This is a genomic window from Sulfitobacter sp. DSM 110093 (assembly GCF_022788715.1).
GTDB lineage: Bacteria > Pseudomonadota > Alphaproteobacteria > Rhodobacterales > Rhodobacteraceae > Sulfitobacter.
The window spans coordinates 162559-181739 of the sequence record NZ_CP085168.1 but is presented as its reverse complement, the minus strand read 5'-3'; the positions used below and the strand labels follow the sequence as shown (position 1 = coordinate 181739).

The 19181-nt window shown below is 54.1% G+C and carries 12 protein-coding genes and 1 pseudogene; 2 read left to right on the top strand and 11 right to left on the bottom strand.

Annotation, left to right across the window (positions count from 1 at the left end):
• Nucleotides 1–274 precede the first annotated feature (274 nt).
• From DSM110093_RS17595 to DSM110093_RS17565, 7 genes are all read right to left on the bottom strand, one after another.
• Nucleotides 275–2032: a hypothetical protein gene (locus tag DSM110093_RS17595; protein WP_243267754.1), complete on the bottom strand. Its 1758-nt coding sequence runs from the start codon at nucleotides 2030–2032 to the stop codon at nucleotides 275–277.
• 44 nt (nucleotides 2033–2076) lie between these two features.
• Nucleotides 2077–2385: a helix-turn-helix transcriptional regulator gene (locus DSM110093_RS17590; RefSeq protein WP_243263259.1), complete on the bottom strand. Its 309-nt coding sequence runs from the start codon at nucleotides 2383–2385 to the stop codon at nucleotides 2077–2079.
• A 135-nt stretch (nucleotides 2386–2520) separates the two neighbouring features.
• Nucleotides 2521–3807: an HlyD family type I secretion periplasmic adaptor subunit gene (locus DSM110093_RS17585; protein WP_243267753.1), complete on the bottom strand. Its 1287-nt coding sequence runs from the start codon at nucleotides 3805–3807 to the stop codon at nucleotides 2521–2523.
• 67 nt (nucleotides 3808–3874) lie between these two features.
• Nucleotides 3875–5593 carry a type I secretion system permease/ATPase gene (locus DSM110093_RS17580; RefSeq protein WP_243267752.1) on the bottom strand — a complete coding sequence of 573 codons (1719 nt, stop codon included), beginning with the start codon at nucleotides 5591–5593 and terminating at the stop codon, nucleotides 3875–3877.
• Nucleotides 5594–5786: 193 nt separating this feature from the next.
• The gene (locus DSM110093_RS17575; RefSeq protein ID WP_243263262.1) at nucleotides 5787–5978 is read right to left on the bottom strand and encodes a DUF6447 family protein; all 192 of its coding nucleotides are present in this window, start codon (nucleotides 5976–5978) and stop codon (nucleotides 5787–5789) included.
• Between the two features lie 261 nt (nucleotides 5979–6239).
• Nucleotides 6240–7532 (bottom strand): glycosyltransferase, encoded by a 1293-nt coding sequence (locus DSM110093_RS17570; RefSeq protein WP_243267751.1) that lies wholly within the window; start codon nucleotides 7530–7532, stop codon nucleotides 6240–6242.
• A gap of 256 nt (nucleotides 7533–7788) precedes the next feature.
• Entirely contained in the window at nucleotides 7789–11565 is a 3777-nt protein-coding gene (locus DSM110093_RS17565; protein ID WP_243267750.1) for a DUF4214 domain-containing protein, read from the bottom strand.
• A gap of 1004 nt (nucleotides 11566–12569) precedes the next feature.
• On the opposite strand from DSM110093_RS17565, the gene DSM110093_RS17560 reads away from it, so the two are divergent.
• Entirely contained in the window at nucleotides 12570–12938 is a 369-nt protein-coding gene (locus DSM110093_RS17560) for a helix-turn-helix transcriptional regulator (RefSeq protein WP_243267749.1), read from the top strand.
• Complete coding sequence (locus DSM110093_RS17555) at nucleotides 12938–14185, top strand: HipA domain-containing protein (RefSeq protein WP_243267995.1); 1248 nt, start codon at nucleotides 12938–12940, stop codon at nucleotides 14183–14185. The genes DSM110093_RS17560 and DSM110093_RS17555 overlap by 1 nt, the downstream gene beginning before the upstream one ends.
• Nucleotides 14186–14480: 295 nt before the next feature.
• Here the strand turns inward: DSM110093_RS17555 and DSM110093_RS17550 are convergent, their stop codons facing one another.
• The 4 genes and pseudogenes from DSM110093_RS17550 to DSM110093_RS17535 all read right to left on the bottom strand — a co-directional run.
• Entirely contained in the window at nucleotides 14481–15905 is a 1425-nt protein-coding gene (locus DSM110093_RS17550) for a TolC family outer membrane protein (RefSeq protein WP_243267994.1), read from the bottom strand.
• A 580-nt stretch (nucleotides 15906–16485) separates the two neighbouring features.
• The gene (locus DSM110093_RS17545; RefSeq protein WP_243267993.1) at nucleotides 16486–16995 is read right to left on the bottom strand and encodes a hypothetical protein; all 510 of its coding nucleotides are present in this window, start codon (nucleotides 16993–16995) and stop codon (nucleotides 16486–16488) included.
• Nucleotides 16989–18284 (bottom strand): YadA-like family protein, encoded by a 1296-nt coding sequence (locus DSM110093_RS17540; RefSeq protein ID WP_243267992.1) that lies wholly within the window; start codon nucleotides 18282–18284, stop codon nucleotides 16989–16991. The genes DSM110093_RS17545 and DSM110093_RS17540 overlap by 7 nt, the downstream gene beginning before the upstream one ends.
• Nucleotides 18285–18746: 462 nt before the next feature.
• A pseudogene (locus tag DSM110093_RS17535) lies at nucleotides 18747–18971 on the bottom strand (short-chain dehydrogenase); the annotation flags it as partial.
• Nucleotides 18972–19181: the final 210 nt, after the last annotated feature.

The following is a 19181-nucleotide window of genomic DNA, read 5'->3' as shown; positions in this document are numbered from 1 at the left end:
TGTACCGTAAGCGCCGTCTGCGGCCCATTGATTTTCACGGTTCCGTTAAGCTGATGGAGCGGGGAATTCCTCTCTGAGCATTAGAAGAAGACAGCGCTTACCTTTTTGCCGATATTGATCGGCCGAATGTTCAGGAAGTCCATTATGCCATGGGCGAACATGCTTCTCTTGAAGTCATTCCGGTCCATCAAATGCCTCCAGCGAGTTAACGTGACAACACCCACTAGGCATCTAAAGCCTGCCACCGGCCGTCAGACCTAGCCGGTGGCTCTGATCAAGCGATAAGGTCAAAAGCTTCAAAATCAGCTTTTAGCCCAATCGTGGAAATCCGACCACCATCATCAAGATCCCAGCTCTTAATATACGTCAACGAGCTGTCCTGATGGAGTGTGGCCTCATCAATGATCACCAACTCTGTTTCATAAGAGATCATTTGTACATCTTCAGCGTTTGCCATCAAAAAGCTGATAAAGTCCCTTACAGATTGGTCGTACTTCTCAAGCTGGCCCTCAGGTCGAATAACGCCAGTGTCGTTTGTTGCCGAAGCCTGACCAAAGTCTGATAGATAATCCTGCGCCGTGGCATTTGTTATGATGTTGCCTGTGGTGGAGAACCCAAATTCTTTCAACACAGCAGCAACATCAGAAGGCAGGGAATTCGCAAGTACGTAGCTGCTCTCGACATGGATTTCTGGCATGTCAGTCATTGAAACGCTGTCATTTTCAGCGGTCTCTTTCAACTGAGAGGCTTTAGTGAGAGCCATCTCAGAAGAATCCCCTTTTCCTTCATCTTCAAAAGGATACGCCTTGTTCCTCATGTTGCTGAAGACCTCGCTACCCACCGCAAGAGCCAATAAAGGCGCTTTCGAGAGTTGCTCGGTGGTCAACAGGCTTGCGGTGACTTCCATGGCCTGCATGAGCTCTGACACTATGGTCTCAACTTGTGAACTCACAAGGCTGCTTGCAAAGAGATCGAAGTCCAGCAGAGAGCTCCAGATGCCCTCTGCATTTTCGCCAAAGTCCTGCAGGATGTTCCAATCGGCACCAGAGATGCTCAGCAACATGGTCTCGAGCGACTTCTGATCTGTCTCGCTGATTTTGTCTTTTTCTCCAGAAGTACCGTTGGAGAACAACCCAGCAGTCTGCGCAACCTTTCCGAGGAACGGATCTAGACCATAGGTCAGTGCAAGGGCGCTGAGGCCCATGCCGACGTAGTTTGCAGGCAATGTGAGGTTTACTGATTTTTCCGCATGATCTGGATCATGCCCGATATGCGTCTCTGCCGAAAGCAATGTGGCCTCTTCAGCAAGAGAGAAGGTTGTTATTGCTTCTGGAACCGTGGCGTCAAAAAAGACGGGCTCTGCGAGGATCTCAGGCGCAGCCTCCTCAACGACATCCTCCTCCGGCGTGACCGCGGCGCTCGCTTCATCCGATTGCAAGTAAATTGTCCAAATCAAAGCGGCCAAAGCTGCAGCGGGATGCACAGTTACTTTGCGATCCTTTGCTTCTGCAAGCTGGATGATGTTTTGCCGTGCCTTAGACTTATTCTCTTTGGCCATCCCCAGCTGCTGAATATAGGCATCAACAAGATCATTGAGGCTATGTCCTTTGACAACAGCGCTCTGAGAGGGGCTGTCGAGCATATAAATCGCGCGAATACGGCAAAGGTGAACAAAAACCTCACCTTTCGGGTCCAGGAAAACGAACCAAGGATCGCCCTCATCAGTAACACCACGATCGGTTGCAATCGTAAGGTCAGCTAGGTTCAAAAGCCGATTGATGCGGAATAATGTGGCGAGTTCTTGATTGGACCAATCATAGCTGGCCACTCCCGCCGCCGCGTCTTTATTGCGAGGCGGTCTTCCTGCTATGCGCTTTTGGCGCGAACCCAATTGCAAGAGAGGGCTGTCTTGGAAAGTCTCCAACGGCATGGCGCCTTCAACGAGGCTGGAGAGGGAATATGTCCCACTGTCGCCGCGTTTGCGTGTCGTTTCATCGGTCTTGTGGCGTGGGAATTTAATGACTTCCGACATAGGTGTGCCTCAGAGTGTAAAGCAAACCGACCGGAGTTATGAACTCAGTGGGCCTGCGCCTTTGTTCCAAATAAAATATCATGGGTGATCGGGTCATAATAAGACAGCAAGGTCATTACGAACGAACGAGGCTCTTGGCCAAGCGCATTCGCCCATTCGACATACCTGCTGCTAGGTATCTTGCCACGGCCATTCTCAAGCTGAGAAATAAATGTGTAATACTCGAGCGACAAAATGTTCGCGAGATCACGCTGCGAAAGCCCCTGCGTTTCGCGGAGGCACTTCAGCCAAGCGCCCATTTCACGGCGTTGGTCCTGCGCGTTCTTTCTTACACTGTCGCAATCAGCGAGCATCGGCCTGGCTTCCATATCTAGGATTCAATAAACGTAAAGTAATGTAGCACCATTTTCCCTGCTACATCAATGACGTTCAAAGATTCTCTACGACCGCTATCCTCCTCTTATACGTGCACATAGCTCTTACGCCTCTCATTCCTCTCGAAAGCTCTTTGAAACAGCCTCTGACAAGGGAGAAACGAGGTAATTCAGCACTGTCCGCTCCCCGGTTACAATAACGGCATCTCCTGGCATCCCGGGTGTCAGGTTGCCCTTGATACCCTCAGGTAGATTCGCTTCAGGAACATGAATGCGTGCCAGATAATAAGGCAAATCGTTGGGGTCCTTGGGACTTATCACATCGCTTGAAACAGATTGGACGGTGCCGAAGACGATGGGCAACAGCTTTGTTTTGAAAGCACTTAGACGGACTTCCGTCTCCATGCCTGGGACAACGCTGTCGATATCCACTGGCGCCACACGTGCGTCGATGACGAGGTTTTCGTCCATCGGCACGATTTCCATCAGAACTTCACCTGACCGCACAACCGACCCGACAGTGGTTGCCTGCAAGTCTTGGACTGATCCAGATGTCGGCGCTCGGATGACGGTACGGTCCAGCGTGTCTTTGGCCACTAAAACACGCTCTGTAAGCTCCGAGATCTCAGCTTGTACATCTTTCAACTCAATATTGGCGCGCTCACGGTACTCTTGCACCAGCTTAAGCAGGTTCAAGCGGGCCTCGCCCGTCGCTCCCCGCACTTGGGACGCCTCTGAGATAACCTCCCCCAAACTGGCTTCAGTCTCAATCAGGGTGTCTTCGAGTTCTACCAAACGGTTGCTTTCGATCACCCCTTTTTGTTCGCCAGATTGCAATCTGTCCAAGTGAGCTAGGCGCAGCGCAACCCGACGCTCCATAGCATCTTTTTGTTGATCAAGCCCAACGATCTGCTCGTTTAGCTGCTCCAACCGATACTCCAAGATTTCTGTCTGCGAGAGCAAAATGGATCGTCGATCCGAAAATATTTGACCCTGCGTACGCAAGGCACCTTGCACCCTTGGATCTTCTGACTTCACCAGGTCCTCGGGGAACTCGACTTCTTCTTGCGAGGTTTGCTCAGCGAGCAACCGCGCTTCGGTCGCCCGTGCAACATTAAGCCTCTGCATATGCAAATTTAGGTTTGATCTGGCCTCAATGCTATCGAGAAGAAGGAGCACATCACCTTCCTCAACCTGATCGGCCTCTCTTACCCGGATCTCTCGGATAATACCGCCATTTAGGTGTTGGACGACCTTCCTGTCCCCTTCCAAAGCAACAGTACCTGGAGCGACCACAGCACTATCGATCACGGCCGTCGCAGCCCAGCTTCCCAGCCCTCCGAAGATCAGGAGGATGACCAAATACCCCAGCCGGGCATAAAACCGTGGAGAAGTCTTCATGAGCCCACACTTCTTGTTTGGGAATAAAGCGATGCGATATTCCTATTTGAAACTAAAACTCTACGCATCAGGCACCAATGTTCGTAACTCTGGCAGCGGCTTGCTGAGGCGGTGTTTCAGGCTGTTTTGGTTTCAACAGGTCTTTTGTGTCCAACATCTTTTGAACAGCGCCGTTGCTCAACATGAGGGTCTTATCAGATGTGGACAGCAAGTTCGCCTTATGAGTGATGACCACAACAGTCTTGCCGAGCGCTTTCAGCGCAAGCAAACATTGTGCCAGAGCGTTTTCGCCTTCGCTGTCGAGGTTGGAGTTGGGCTCATCCAAAACGATCAAGCTTGGGGTGCGGAAAATTGCCCGCGCAAGCCCGACACGCTGACGTTGCCCACCTGAAAGCTGCGCGCCGCCATCGCCGATTTCTGTCGCATAGCCTTCCCGAAGGCCCTGGATCATCTCATGGGCCCCGGCAAGCTGGGCTGCCGCAATGATCTCCTCATCGGTGGCTCCCGTGGTAAAGCGGGCAATGTTCTCGGCAACCGTTCCGGAAAAGAGCTTAACCTCTTGCGCTAGGTAGCCGATCGAGCCGCCCAACTGATCCGGGTCCCAGTGATTGAGCTCTGTCCCGTCAAGACGTACAGCCCCTGCTGCGGCCCCTGTCACACCGACAAGCACACGCGCGAGCGTAGATTTGCCCGATCCGCTTGGCCCAATCACGGCAAGTACATTGCCGGCCTCAAGACTAAAGGTAATGCCTTTGAGGAGCGGGTCTCGGGACCCTGGCACCACGGTTGAGACCCCCTCAAGCGACAGAGCGCCTTTTGCGGCTGGTTGCTCCAACCTATCGGTCTCATCCAGAACGCTATCAAAAAGCTTGCCTAAGCGCTCATTGGCTTGGCGCGCGGAGATGAACTGCTTCCACTGGCCCACAGCTTGCTCAACGGGGGCAAGTGCGCGGCCCATAACAATCGAGGCTGCGATCATGATGCCGGGGGAGATCTGCTGGTTCATGGCAAGGTAAGCGCCCGTCCCCAGAATGGCGACCTGCAGGCTCATGCGCACGAACTTGGAGCAGGACATGATAAATCCGGCCCAGTCACTTGCTGAGGCTTGGCTGCTGAGCATGACTTCGCGTTGCTTAAGCCAGCGGCCAGACAGCTCTTTGCCCATACCCATGGCCTGAATGACATCCGCATTCTGCAAAGCAGCGCTGGCAAAATGCGCGGACCCTTGGCCTGCATTATTAGCCTCTTTCAGCGCGGAGCGCGTGAGCAGCTCATTTAGCAAGGCTAAGATAAAGATGATGACGGCACCTGTGGTGGCCACAACCCCAAGCCAAGGATGGAAAGCGAAGCACAGCGCCAGAAACAGGGGCGTCCAAGGTGCATCAAAAAAGGCCAAAATGCCTTGACCGGTGATGAAATCACGCACCCGGTCGGCGTCTCCCAATGCGGTGCGCGCACCGCCATTGGGGTTTGCCAATTGCAGGCGAACCACCCTGGAAAACATAGGACCTGACAGCGCTTCGTCGAATTCCAAACCTGCCCGGACCAGCATTCTTGAGCGAATAAATTCGAGTAGCCCGTAGGTTACCAAAAGCCCCACCGCCACGCTCGTAATCATGATCAGCGTGTACTCACTCCGACTGGAGAGCACGCGGTCATAGATTTGAAGCATGTAGAGCGGACCTACAAACATCAGCAGGTTTACGAAAAAACTGAAGATTACCGTAGCCATCAGAATGGCGCGGAACCGCCCATAGGCCTGTTTCAATGCAGTTGGTGCCGACATAAAGCAGCTTTCCCTCGAATAACTTAGCTAAAGTGGGTTCCCATCCTCAGAACAGTGGATGCCTTACCCTACGTCAAAAACCCTTTGTGTCATAGAAAAAATGGGCCTGAATATGGCCCATCTATAGCTGCGTTGAGATGACCTACTTACGCGAAACAAATGCGCCTTAAGCAGGTCGGCCAATCTGACCTCGTTAGCTGTCGGTTGGAAGAGCTTCTTTCAGAGCACTAATGTAAGCTTGGCGAGCCGTTTGCGTGATTGCGATCTCACGTTGGAGCTTTTGCACCTGTTGCTCACAGATTTGAACATTTGCCAGCTGCTGTTTCGCATCATCGCTCAAATTATCAGAATCGTACTCACGACCGTCAATCGTTACTTTGGCCATCAAACAGCCCCTCCTCAATAGAAAATTATATTGCCGTTTTGTAGGCAAGTTTCCGCGGGAACAAAAGCCCCTCAGCCAATTAAAAAATCAAGCTGCGCAATTTCGCCTATTCTAGTTTGCGCCCACAATGGGGCGAAGAGTGATCAACATTTTTGCATTTCCCTCCTCGCTGCGCCCTGCATAAAGTGCGGTATTGCACATAAATGCAGAATCCGTAGCAATCTTTATCAATCTCGCCCCAAATGGAAAGCTGGCACTTCGTTAGCTTTGTTCGAGATCAGAGCTCTCGCTGGAGGAAACGGCGACAAGGATATCTTGTGCAACGTGTTGCCAGGTGCGCAGATCAGTGCGGCTTTGCGCGATTTTGGCTTTCAGAATCTCGTAATTATTTGGATTAGAGCTCAATTGGTCGATGATATCAGCAAGTGACCGCGGGTCAGCAGGGTCGAAATACTCAGCCAAATCCCCACCGACCTCTCGCAAAGCTGGTATATCAGACGCTATTCCCGGTGTTCCCAGCCAGAGCGCTTCTCCAAGTGGAAGCCCCCACCCTTCCATGCAACTGGGAATGACCAGAGCCAGTGCATTCTCGTAAATCTTTGCCAACTCGGCTTGGTTCGGGTCTAGAACAAACCGTATTTTATCCCTGATGGAGGCGTATTCGGGCCGGTTCACATATTCTAAAGTGCGTTTTCGTTTGGCCCCGGCCAAAATAAGATCAGGCACTGGGCGGCCCGTCTCATCCAAGTGATGCATTGCTTTCACAAGGCACTCGAGATTCTTTCGACCTGTCATCATCCCGACCCCGAGCAAATAAGGCGTCTCGGGCAAATCAAGATTGATAGGCTCATCTGATTTACGCATTTCTTGCGCGAGTGGCACCGACAACACAGGCGGAAGTGAGCACATACGCCCTGCAGTCGAAAACTGTTCAATCTCATCTTTGGTAAAAACAGAGTTGGTCAGCAGTTTTTCAGCATGCTGTACTACGATGCGGTTATCATGCGCAAAATTCCGGGCAAACATACTTTGCCGCGGATGGGCATATTCATGCAACGGGATCATATCGTGCAACAAAGGAAAGAACCGCGTTCGAACGCCCGCTTCATCCATTGCCACAAGATAGTCAGACATCATTTTTGGGCGCCCTAAAGACACAAGTATTTGGCCTTCGAGGTCAACGTCGCGCGTACGGCCCTCGGGGACCGAGCGACGCCATCGTCTCAAACTGACTTTTCTAGCGATGCGGCGCATCAGCGGCTGAAGTGTATCGCGCAACCCATGCGCATTTGGGTGGCTATATCGGAGCCGGACAGGCTTCGCTTCAACCGGCAAGTTTAGATCCAACACACCATTCGCCGAGGCGGCGCCGATACGCGGTGTGATTTCAAAAAATCGGTCGTGTGCAGGGGAAAATATGACAAAGCGAACATCAGCGGAGGCGTTGGCCAGTTCATACCCAACCTCAAGTACTGTGCGGGCAATACCGTAATACTTAAATTTGGAGCCCGCAGACAAAAATAGCTCAGAAAGATCATAATATATCGTCGCCATAGTCGCTCTTTACCTGCTCCCTCCAGTGCACCCGCACTCCCGTATCTTTGAAGGGGGGCACAGGTAAAGACGGTATATCTTTTTTCGCGCTCCAGCCAAGCGCGTTGGCGCTTATCCACCTACCCACAAATGGCGTGCGTCTTGATTACGCATCACCTGGAAATGGAAAACCCTTACAGGCCTATTAAAAGTGAAAAGCCCCCAGAAATTCTGGGGGCTTTCCGTCGACAGAGAAAACCCTGCCTTATGATTTAGCTTACGCGAACGTGAAGTTCTCGTTGTTGAGACCGCCGGTAGTCCCGGACAGGAAGATTTCGAAGTCGAGACCGGACGCTGCAGGGTCATTTGCAGTAATGGTCGTGTCGGTCCCATCATCAACGATGCTCAAGTCAGCAAGACCGGTGATGCCGAGACCAGAGACATCCAGAATGGACAAGCTGGTCAAGCCCGCAGTTGCAAAGTCATCGAAGCCTGTGATGGTCCAGATATCAGAGGCATCCGCAACATCCTGCGTGAACTCGTAGGTCACAATCGCATCATCTACACCGAGATCGTTTTCGGTGACGTTCGCAGACTGGTCATTGAAGCGGATTGTAATATTACGATCCACATCTGCCTGATCTTGAATGTCTACGACCATAGTCCCAACTGCACCTTCGTAGTCCGAGAAGTCGATCAAGGACAGAACGTTGGACAGGCTGCCTGGTGCGAAGCTAACGGTATCCACATTGCTACCATCATCGTTACCACCACCGGTGATATTCAGTGTCCGAGCGAACACTTCATCGATATCGTAGGCAGCACCGCTGGCGTCGTTGTCACCATCGTCATCCAACAGGTTCAGGTCGAATGTATAGGCATTGATCCCTGTGGCATTATCGTCATCAAGGTCCAAGTTGATAGTATTATAGTTACCAACAAAGATTTCAGCCGCACCGAAATTGTTCGCCCCTTCAACACTTGACGTATCAAGGTCGCGGAAGTTCAGGTTCAGAGCGTTGCTGTTGTCCTCGGCTGCTGCGATGAACGTCAGGTTGTTGCCTTCAACATCAGTCAGGTTGGTGTTGACTGTGATCTCTTCATCACCTGCAGTGTTGTTCATCTCCAGATCAGCACTGAGGAGGTTGATCACATACTCTTCAACACCGCTCGCGGTTGCTGCGTTGAACACACCGGAAGCAGCATCAGCAGACCCATTGAACGGCGCACCGAACTGGATGGTTTCGAAGCCCGAGATGACAGCGCCAGGTGCAAGCACACCAGAGAGCTGCAGCGTATCGTTTGCACCTGCAGTACCAGTCACTTTGTCAGCACCAGCGTTGTTCAGAACAGCACCAGTAGTGGCCAGAACCAGATCACCAGCCAGATCAGAACCATCAATGGTTGCAGCCGCACCAGCGCCAGAACCCGCCCCGTTAGCATCCGCAAGAGCGTCTACAGCAATGGTCAGGTCCTGCGTGCCTACCAGGGTCAATGTATTCAGCGCCGCGGCGTTGAAGGATGTAACCTGGTTGGAAGTTTGGGCCCGGCCGTTGGACTGGATTTCCAGTGCATCGACACCTACTTCTGGGTTGCTCACTGTCAAGTTGTTGACGGTCAGCTCACCATTCGTACGCGCTGTGTTTTCCAGCACAACAGTCGCCGTATCAACACCGACTTCATCCTGGATTTCGTCCAGAATGATTGTACGGAAATCCTGATCAGCGTTGTTGTTCGCGTTGTCGTTCAGCGTTTGGTTACGACCAGAGATGACTGCGTCCGTACCCTCATCCAGATTGATCAGCGTGGTGTCGTCACCAAGACCACCGTCGCCATCAGTCGCGATGACTACGGTCTCAAGACCCATCATGTTGCCTTCGATGAAGTCAAACACCGCTGGATCGTAAGTGAATTCACCGCTACCTGCGATAACCAGGTTCTCAACGTTGGTGAAAGATTCCCAGGCACGCATGTTACCGGCACCATCCAAGCTACCGTCAACCGATGTGTTAACCTCGACAGTGTCAACACCGCCTTCGCCGTCCACAGACGTGGTGTCTTTAACGTCCAAACCGCGCAGGTTGAAACGATCTTCACCGTCCCCACCAATCAGGTCGAGAGTGAAGTCATCATCTGCGGCAACTTCATTCTGCACGAACAGGCTGGTGTTCGAGCCTGCATCACCCATGTGGTAGGTGAACTGGACAACGCCATTGTCGGGGTCGAGATATTTGTCGAACACGTCGTTGGAGTTCAGAGCAGCAGCGATCATCGTCTGACCGTCGAAACCTTCAGCATTGAAGACGCGAACGTTCTGAAGACCACCGGCCAAACGACCATCTGTGGTGGTTTCTTCGCCGCCAGCGTCGATGGTACGAACGCCGATTTTCAGATCGCCGGTGTTCTGCGTGCCGTCGGCATTGCCGCGCGTCACGTTCACAACTTCCAGCTGCTGTTCACCATTCAGACCACCGCGGTTTACCGAGCTCAGAGCCGAGATGTGGCTGTCGTCATCGACAACAACGTCCATCACTTCAATGCCGCGCTCGCCGGACATGCCTGCGACGTTTACAGCACCACCTTGAGACCCGTTGCCGGCGTCATCGAGATATACTGTGGTGCGTGTTGGCAGCGTTTCGAGGTTTTCACCCACTTCAACGCGGTTACGCACGTCGATGCCAGTAAAGCCCAGCAGAACAGCTGTGGCTGGGTCTGCACTCAATGCGCCGCCTTCGCTGTCAGAGATGGTGAAGACACCGTCGCCAACATGGGACACGGTCAGGTTTTCGAGGCCAGCTGTGCCATCGATCTGTGCTGTCAAAGCAGCTTCAAGATCGGCCCAGGTGTTCGCTGCGGTGATGTCCGCAGATTCCAGCGCGTACTCAGTACCGTCCAGATCGAAGGTCACTTTGCCAACAGCAATGTTGGAAAGCTCAGCGCCAGGAACCAACACGTCTGCGTTAATTTCCTGGATGGTCAGCGTCAGGATGGATTCAGACTCCACGTCGCCTTCCAGGTAGTTGGCGTTGATGTAGGCGTTCAAACCCGCACCGGGATCCGTTTCGTTCAGACCAAAGGCAGTGTCCATCGGCTTGGAGCGGATGTCTTCGATCTGGATGTTGCTGCGGCTGTTGTCAGACCACCACTGCTCGACACCCATCATCTTCTCGGCGTCGATTTTGGAGCCGTTGAAGCCAGTGTCGATGTTGAGTGTCTGCTCGCGCAGGTTCACAACTTCGATGCTGTTTGTTGTAGCAGAAATCGCGGGGCCAACAGGAATTGTGCCGGATGTGGTCAGCGTCATGTCCACGTTCAGCGTGTCCATGCCTTCGCCGCCGTCCAGCGTGTCGCCGGATTCGAAGGTGTTGGTCACGGCGCCCAGCATGTTTTGTTCGATCGGCGCATTGAACACGTCATCGCCGGAGGTGCCGGTCAGATTGTCGACGCCAACTTCGAGAGCAATGGCGCCCGTTTCGCCGTAAGCGTCCAAATAGGCAGCAGTTTCGGCTTGGCCTTCAGCAACGGATTCCTCTGTCGCATCGACACCGTCCAGAACGCCTTTGGCGGAAGCTTCAGCAGCTGCATTGATGCTGCCGTCTTCGTTGAAGTAGGAGAAGCCCGAGATGTCTGCGGTCGACTGAACCCAATCAAGCGCAACGGCTGTTTTGTTGTTCAGGATGGTCAGGTCTTGACCATCAGCAGAATCCTGAGCACCCGACTGGATGTCAATGATCATACGACCAGGGGATTTACCCGCAGCCAATTCGCCTTCCCAGTACGCCAGGCCATCGGCATCGGGCGCGCGGTTAAACAGGTTCAAGTAAACAGCTGTAATAAAGGCCTCTGGGGAAGCCACTTGTGGGTTCGCCAGGAAAGGATAAAGACCTGTCGCTTCGGGCTGAACCGAGAACGACTGTGCAATGTCCAGGTAGGACATGTCAGGGTTGTTATCTAGCTCATTGATCCAATAGTTAAGCCCCGTTGGGTTGGGAGCGCGATCAAAGTAGCCGATGTACAGCTGTACGATCTGATCGATTTGGGCTTGCGTAGCCATGGGTGAATTACCTCCAGAAATTTGTGAACCACGTTCACTGCTCGATAAATGCCTCGGCCACCAACGTTGCCTTACAGGCACGACCGAACAGAGCCTTGGGCTCATAGAGTAGGGTATTACTTTAACTGTACTTCTTTCGCAATAATAAACTGTATAGCAAATTTCATACCCCCTCCTTGATAAGCATGCCCTTGCAACCACTGCGTCCCCCCGGGTCCGCAGATCAGATTGCAGGGCAGTTCAAGAAGATACCGCCAAGCGCAGCGGCACAGAGTATATCCTCCCGCCAAAACCCGAACAGAACGAGAGAAATAGGGCGAAACAGACCGATACGGGCTTCAGTTAATGCACCACGACACCCTACTATGCAGACTACACCGGCTGCAGGACGGACAAGCGCAACCATTGCCCTTCTGGGCACAAATGCCTGACACAAGAGCCAAAAAGGGGTGCTCTGTACGACGTTTCGTCTCCGTCGACCCCCACCCTTTCTGAGAGCTACGGCGCGCCGTGCAGCGCAGCTTTTTCAACGTCGGTTTGGGCGTTCTGAGCACACCATCGCATATTTTCTGGCCCAAACAGCCCTTGGCGCAAAGCGTTGAGTCGGGCAATGCTTAACCAGGATGAAGGGGCGCAGAGTTTTGGACCACAAATGACGCGACCCTCGACCGGATAGACCAAGATCGCGAGAAGCCCCGGAAACCCCAGCTCTTTGCATTTTTGGTGCAGATGAAACTTGGGTTGGCGAAATGATGGCCAACCTTATCTTCGGCGTCCACAAAACGTGGCGTTTTTTGAGGGAGAGTGCATAGATGCGCATCGGCGAAGATTCTTTCGCCAATAGCTTGTCGAACCCAAACCTCGTGCGCGACCTCATTTTCTGCCGCCATCCACCGTGCGATCTGTTCGCACTAGAAAACACGCTCGGGTTAGCGATGATTGACCAAAAGCAAGCAGCCATATATGACCGGTATATATATATTAAAAGTCATATGAGACGATAAATGTCTAATCTTCGTGCCCAGAGAGCTTTGGCGCACCTTGGCCGCAACCTCAAACAAGCGCGCCTCATACGTCGTCTTGCTATGGTCGATCTCGCAGAACGCGCAAACGTTTCGGAGAAGACGATCCAGCGTTTAGAGCGGGGCGATTCTGGCGTGGGCATCGGGAAGCTGGCCGCGGTGCTTGCGGCGCTCGGCGAGCCCGATGCGCTCGCGAAGATCCTGCGGATAGAAGAGGATGCTGTGGGCCTATCCCGCGCCCTCGACGCGATTCCCCAGAGGGGGGTATCCTATGTAAAGCGCCGAGGCGCCCGCGCGCCGGGTAGCCGCCATGAGGACGAAGATGATGACGATGAAGGCGTAGGCTTCTGATGGCCCCGCGCGCAGAACAGAAGGTCGCCCATGTCTGCCTTGGAAGCGCGCTCTTACCGGTTGGGAAGCTGCGGTTCACGCAGGCGCCGCGCCGTCAGCATTCCGAATTTCAATATTTCGAGAGTTGGCTCAACGATGCGCGGTCCTTCGCGATCGCACCTCAGCTGCCGCTCGGGCTGACGCCCTCCTATGCATCCCTGGCATCCACAGGCGATCAGCACGACAGCCTGCCTTCCGCCCTTCAGGATGCGACCCCTGATGCATGGGGGCGTCTCTTGATGGCGCGCGTTCACGGCGCGGGTCTCAGTGAATTCGACACGCTTACCCTGTCAGATGATGCGACGCGCCAAGGCGCACTCCGGTTCATCGGAGAAGACGGCGAGATCATCAGTGGACATCGCGCCCCGGTGCCGAACCTCATGCAGCTTGATGCACTCCGGGAGAGTGCGGCCAAGATCGAGCAGCGCCGCGAGATATCGAGCGAGGGTCTGCGCCAACTCGCAAACGCCGGCAGCTCGATGGGCGGCGCCCGACCGAAGGCGAATGTGCAGGACCGCGATGTCCTCTGGATCGCTAAGTTCTCGTCCCCGGGAGACCAGAGCCCTGTGGAGCGCATTGAGGTCGCGACGCTCCAGTTGGCGCGGGAATGCGGTCTGCGCGCACCAGACGCACGGCTGATGCTGGAAAGATCTAACCATCCAGTGGCCCTGATCCGACGCTTTGATCGGCGGGCGCGCAGGCGTGTCCCTTACTTTTCTGCGCGCACAGCTCTTGATAGATCAGGATCAGAGCAAGGCTCCTATACAGAGATCGCCGAGGCGATCCGGATGATCAGTAAGGCTGCGCGGGCAGATCTGCATGAGCTTTGGGCGCGAATGACATTCAACGTTCTTGTCACCAACACGGACGATCACCTGAAGAACCACGGGTTCATTTATGCCGACGATGGTCTTTGGCGTCTCTCCCCGCTCTTCGATGTGAACCCACAGGCAGAACGCCATCGCTATCTCAAGACGGCGATCATAGAAGGAGAGCCATTTGAGGCGTCACTCGATCTTGCGGTAGCCGCTGCGGAGTTCTTCGATCTATCGCAGAACGAGGCGCGCAGGCGGGCGCGCGAGATGGCCTCACTGATCGCCAATCGGTGGAGACCTCTCATGCGGCAATTCGGTATTGGCGGAGAAGACCTAAAAACTCTCGCAGACGCCTTTGAACACCGCGAGGCAGAGAAGGCTCTTAGCTTCTAATCAACATCACGGCGTAATGTGCCGCGGCGAGACCTTCGAGCAAAAAAGAAACAACCGCCAATCTCTTGACGGCTGCCCCGGACTGCAAAGCGCTGGCGGAAAACCACGGCGCTTCCGAAAAAAATCAAAGCTCTTCTTGTACGAAGAGCTAATAATCCCGCACCGCTTTGCACTCAGACAAGCGCTCATCAAGTATCCAATGAGCCCCAAAGAATTCGACTGTGGACGGCCTTCGCCGCAACATTGCCCCGGATACAACCGAAGATACCATAGACCAGCGGTGCCGCGCGCGCGTTCAGTTTTTCTGGAGACTGCGTAGCACGCGATCAAGCGCCTGGCCTTGCTTAGAATATTTTGCGGGGCTGTCTTTGACCAGATTGTAATAGGCCGCCGCATCATAGAGCTGTACCGGCAATCCCAAATCTTTCGCTGTTAGACGCCCCGTGGCCGACAGCACAAAATAGGCTGCAACATAGAGGTTGGCACGCGCCGCCACACGCGTTGATTCCGCATCCAGGAGCGCCTGCTCGGCGTTGAGAACGTCAAGCGTGGTGCGTGCGCCCAGCTTTGCTTCTTCGCGCACCCCCTCAAAGGCCGTGCGTGCTGCTTGAATTTGTCGCTCTGAAGCCTCCAACTGCGCCCGTGCAGAGGTCAGCCCAGCATAGGCATTGCCAACATCCTGCACGACGTTGTTGCTCACAACATGCAGATTGGCCCGCTGGCTATCATGCTGCGCCATCGCCCGCCGCACAGCAGAAGACAGCGCCCCCCCTTGATAGATCGTTTGGTTGGCTTCCACCCCCACACTTCCACTGCGGGTATAACTTTTGTCGTTGAACGTCTCGGTCAGGCCATAATTGCCCTGAAGCGTCACTTTGGGCGCCATCGCCGCTTCGTTGGCACTTACTGCCAAACGAGAGGCGCTAACTTGGTGTTGCGCGGCCAAAACCGAAGGGTGTTGGCGCACGGCAAGGGCCTTAGCCGCCTCTAAGCTTCCTCCGACGTCAGGCAGGCGCGGTGGCGGGCTAAGGTTGACGGGTTTGCGGCCGATGGCCGTACGGTATTCTTCCACCGCGCGCAGCAACTCCCCTTCCGCACCGGCCAACTCACTGCGGGCCTCTGCCAGCTGCGCTTGGGCAAGCGCTACATCAGTATTTGTCACTTCCCCAACTTCAAGGCGGTCGCGCGTCGCGCGCAGCTCTTCTACGAGAAACCCTAAGTTATTGTTGCGCAGCGCCACAACATCAGAGGCTTCAACAACCCCCATATAGGCTGCCACAGCCCGCAAGAGTACGCGCTGTTCGATGTCGAGCAATGTCTGCCGGGTTGCCAGCACCGTTTCCTTGGCAGTCTCGACCCGATACTGGCTGGCACCGAAGTCATAAATCAACAGCTCTGCGATCAGATTTATTGATGCGGTGAGGCTTTCAGTTGACTGCACAGCCTGAATACCGGAGCTCCGTAGAGAGCCAAAATTCTGTGTCAAACCACCCGCCCAACGCAGTACAGGTTTTAGCATCGCCTGGGCGCTGGCCACATCTTCATCTGCTGCCCGCAGCAAGGCCCGATTTTGCTCCAACAGCCCGGAATGCTCATACGCCCCAATCAAAGCATCCGCCAAAGTCTCCGCGAATGCCGGGCGGGGCACCATCAACACCAATGCCAACGGCAACGCCGTAACACCACGCTGCACAGCGCTCTTGAACCCAAATATACTCATTATTCAGCTGCCTATTGCCTGCGCGCAATTACCTTCCTATCTCGCCCGATCAAATGACCGGCCAAAAAATGGGCTTTACGCTTTATCTCGTTATAAGTGTATCAACTTTACTCTACTGCTAGGTATGCGGTCCTTTTGTGTCAAGCGAAGCGACCAAGCCCGTCAGCCCCGCCCAAAGACTGCATCCTGGGTGTTCGTGGATACTACGCGGCTTTCAAACGGTTCGTTAGTGGCGCGTTGGCGCCCCTCGATACCGTTATCGACGCGCTCAACATCGACCGCCTTCCATCGCGTCGGCACGTCTGATCTGTACCAGCAGCATCGTCAGAAGATTGAAGAACCCTTCGGCTGGGCCAAGTCCGTGGGACCACATGGTTCAAACTGCGTTTGGCGGCCTCGACAGGGTCCGCGACAATTCCCGGCGGTCATGGCGGCCTGTAAAACAGGCCACGGAAACGTCTTGTTGCCTAACGAAAGGGGCCAAATTTGACCCGGCGTCCGAAGCCGCAAAGAACCGCTTTCAAACCGTAGCGACGGAACAGCTGCCTTCTGTAGCAGCCTGCTATAAATTGCTGGATGCTCAATCCGATTCCACGAGCGGTTTTTCGGCTTCCTCAATAGCATCGAATTTGCCGACAGAAACGTCCAGCAAGACCCACCGTGCTTTTTCGTTGATGAAAACTAGGTCAAAACTGATGTGCTCGGGAAGCACAGGAAAGTAGCCGGTAAGACGAATTTGTTCGCCTCCAGCAGCGACTTGCGAATTGAGTATCTCAGGCTCCTCGACCAGCACGGGCAGCATATCCACACCTGCTTCACGGACAGGGGCAAATAAACCGGCCAATCGTGTTGGATCGTTCGCCTCCGAGAAGTCGCGTGACGCATAATCACGCAGGACTGTATAGTTTCCTGTCCAGTTGCCGTGATTGATTGCGATCATGACGTCACGGATCAATGCAACAGCAAAACTGCGCTCAACGCTTGTGTCTTCCTGTGCAGTTGCCGATCCCGCCACCAGCCCAAAACATAGAAGCACCGCAAACAATGTTCGCGGTGCTGTGACGTTGAAGAAATTGGTCAGACTTACCACGCGTAGGTTACACCAACACGACCACCGACTTGATCGTTATCAAACCCGTAGGTGACACCCGCATCGAACTGAGTGTTGTTGTTGAACCGGTAACCCATCGAAACGGCCATCGCTTGTGATCCCTCAAAGCTGCCCAATCCTGTGGACACTGCAAATTGCTTGTTTTCAGGAACATAGGGTGCCTTCAAGGCCATTGCCATCGCGATACCGGACTTGTTGTTGGCAATCGCAGCCGAGTTGTTCTGCACTGCTGAACCAAGGGACAAAACCTGGCCCAAGTTCACATCCGACGTTGCGAGATTGCCCGAAGAGTCGGATGTTACCAGCGCGACCGGACCGCTTTGTGCATCACGACTTGCCTGCGTAGCAATACCAGACGCAGTGTAAGTGTTATTGGCATTACCGAGTGTGAACTGGTTGTCGCGTGTTGCCACGGCACCATTACCAATGGCAGCCGAGTTGGTACCCTGAGCCGAGGAGAGGTTACCAAAGGACAGCGATTGTGCACCTGACGCTACAGCACCTTCCCCAACAGCAGTTGAGCGTACGCCAGTTGCTTGTGCAAGGTGACCAAAGGCTTGAGCACGTTCTGCGGTGGCCATTGCCTGCCAGCCGATTGCAGTTGTGCCGGCACCTGTGGCAACACTTTCGCCGCCAATAGCTGTTGTGGAGGGACCTGTCGCAGCGGCGGTGTCGCCCAACGCAATCGCGTCGATACCTGTCGCAATCGCTTCGTTGCCAATGGCAGTTGCATTATCTGACTGTGCATCGGCGTTTTCACCGATGGCCAATGAACGCACACCCTGAGCCGTGGCGAGGTGGCCAAAGGCCTGCGCGCGCTCTGCGGTGGCGGCAGATTGCCAGCCGATTGCCGTTGTGCCGGCGCCCGTGGCAACGCTTTCGCCGCCAATAGCTGTCGTGGAGGGGCCTGTTGCAGCAGCGGTATCGCCCAATGCAATCGCATCAATACCTGTTGCAATTGCTTCGTTACCAATAGCCGTTGCATTGTCCGTCTGTGCATCGGCGTTTTCACCAATGGCCAATGACCGCACACCCTGAGCCGTGGCGAGGTGACCAAAGGCCTGCGCACGCTCTGCGGTGGCGGCAGATTGCCAGCCGATTGCCGTTGTGCCGGGGCCGGTGGCCACGGTTTCACCGCCGATGGCCGTCGTCGATGGGCCTGTGGTCGTTGCCTCGGAGCCAATTGCAACACCGTCAACGGAGTCTGCGGCGGTGTTCGCCCCATCACCAATAGCGACAGAAAAATTACCATCAGCTGTCGTGTTCACGCCGCATTCTGCAGAGTTCGTCCCTGTCCCGGTATTGCAAGGTGCTGCCCCATCGGCAAATGCCATTGATGAGCTGCTAATCAAAAATATAACTGCAGCGCTATTTTGCAGACGTGAGAGGGAGGTACTATTGATTTTCATCGGGCAATCCTTGTTGGGCGTTTTCGCGCACGAGACATTACTTACTGTAATTGTTGTCAGAATTCGGCCTGTAGGCAGAATATTGGAGACACGGTAGCTTGCGTTAATAAGTTTCAAAAGTTTCAGAATTTTTTTGAAGTTGCCTTGGTAAGGAAAGGCGTATTGTCCGGCATATCGCTCAGAGGACGCGGTATTCCACCATCTACGGACGCACCACGAAGCATTGTAGGCTGCGCTCTATCACAGCGTGGACACGCCATTGGCGCTCACGGCGCCACACTTCAGATCATCGGGCTTGCTAAGTTGCAGTACGTCCCGCAGTCAGTTGTTCTGACTGGCATTTTGCCACTGCAGATGCTCGCTACCATCGGTGCAAAGCAGTTGTCCTGTGACCGCAGGCGCATCGATAAAGTAGCCAAGGGCTGCAGTAATATCCGCAAGGTTCACACCCCGCTTCAACACCGTATTCCGGCGCTCCTGTGCAAAGACTTCTTCAGACTGATGTTGACCTTGCAAGGTTGGCCCAGGTCCGATGCCGTTCACCCGCTGACGTCTACTTTGGCCGGGACAAAGCCATTCTGAGAGAAAGGAAGAAGATCAAGAACCTGACGATCCGACAGCGCCGCTTGCAACATCAAAAACAAGCAGCATAATCAATCACACAACCGAACCAGAGCCTCCAATGTTCAAGCCGCTCTGATGTCCCACTTTATATGACGACGGACAGGCGGTATTTAGATAAGAGCGCGCTAGGCC

Excerpts from the sequence above, each read along its gene's own strand:
- DSM110093_RS17595 (WP_243267754.1), bottom strand. The coding sequence starts at position 2,032 with ATGTCGGAAGTCATTAAATTCCCACGCCACAAGACCGATGAAACGACA.
- DSM110093_RS17590 (WP_243263259.1), bottom strand. The coding sequence starts at position 2,385 with ATGCTCGCTGATTGCGACAGTGTAAGAAAGAACGCGCAGGACCAACGC.
- DSM110093_RS17585 (WP_243267753.1), bottom strand. The coding sequence starts at position 3,807 with ATGAAGACTTCTCCACGGTTTTATGCCCGGCTGGGGTATTTGGTCATC.
- DSM110093_RS17580 (WP_243267752.1), bottom strand. The coding sequence starts at position 5,593 with ATGTCGGCACCAACTGCATTGAAACAGGCCTATGGGCGGTTCCGCGCC.
- DSM110093_RS17575 (WP_243263262.1), bottom strand. The coding sequence starts at position 5,978 with ATGGCCAAAGTAACGATTGACGGTCGTGAGTACGATTCTGATAATTTG.
- DSM110093_RS17570 (WP_243267751.1), bottom strand. The coding sequence starts at position 7,532 with ATGGCGACGATATATTATGATCTTTCTGAGCTATTTTTGTCTGCGGGC.
- DSM110093_RS17565 (WP_243267750.1), bottom strand. The coding sequence starts at position 11,565 with ATGGCTACGCAAGCCCAAATCGATCAGATCGTACAGCTGTACATCGGC.
- DSM110093_RS17560 (WP_243267749.1), top strand. The coding sequence starts at position 12,570 with ATGTCTAATCTTCGTGCCCAGAGAGCTTTGGCGCACCTTGGCCGCAAC.
- DSM110093_RS17555 (WP_243267995.1), top strand. The coding sequence starts at position 12,938 with ATGGCCCCGCGCGCAGAACAGAAGGTCGCCCATGTCTGCCTTGGAAGC.
- DSM110093_RS17550 (WP_243267994.1), bottom strand. The coding sequence starts at position 15,905 with ATGAGTATATTTGGGTTCAAGAGCGCTGTGCAGCGTGGTGTTACGGCG.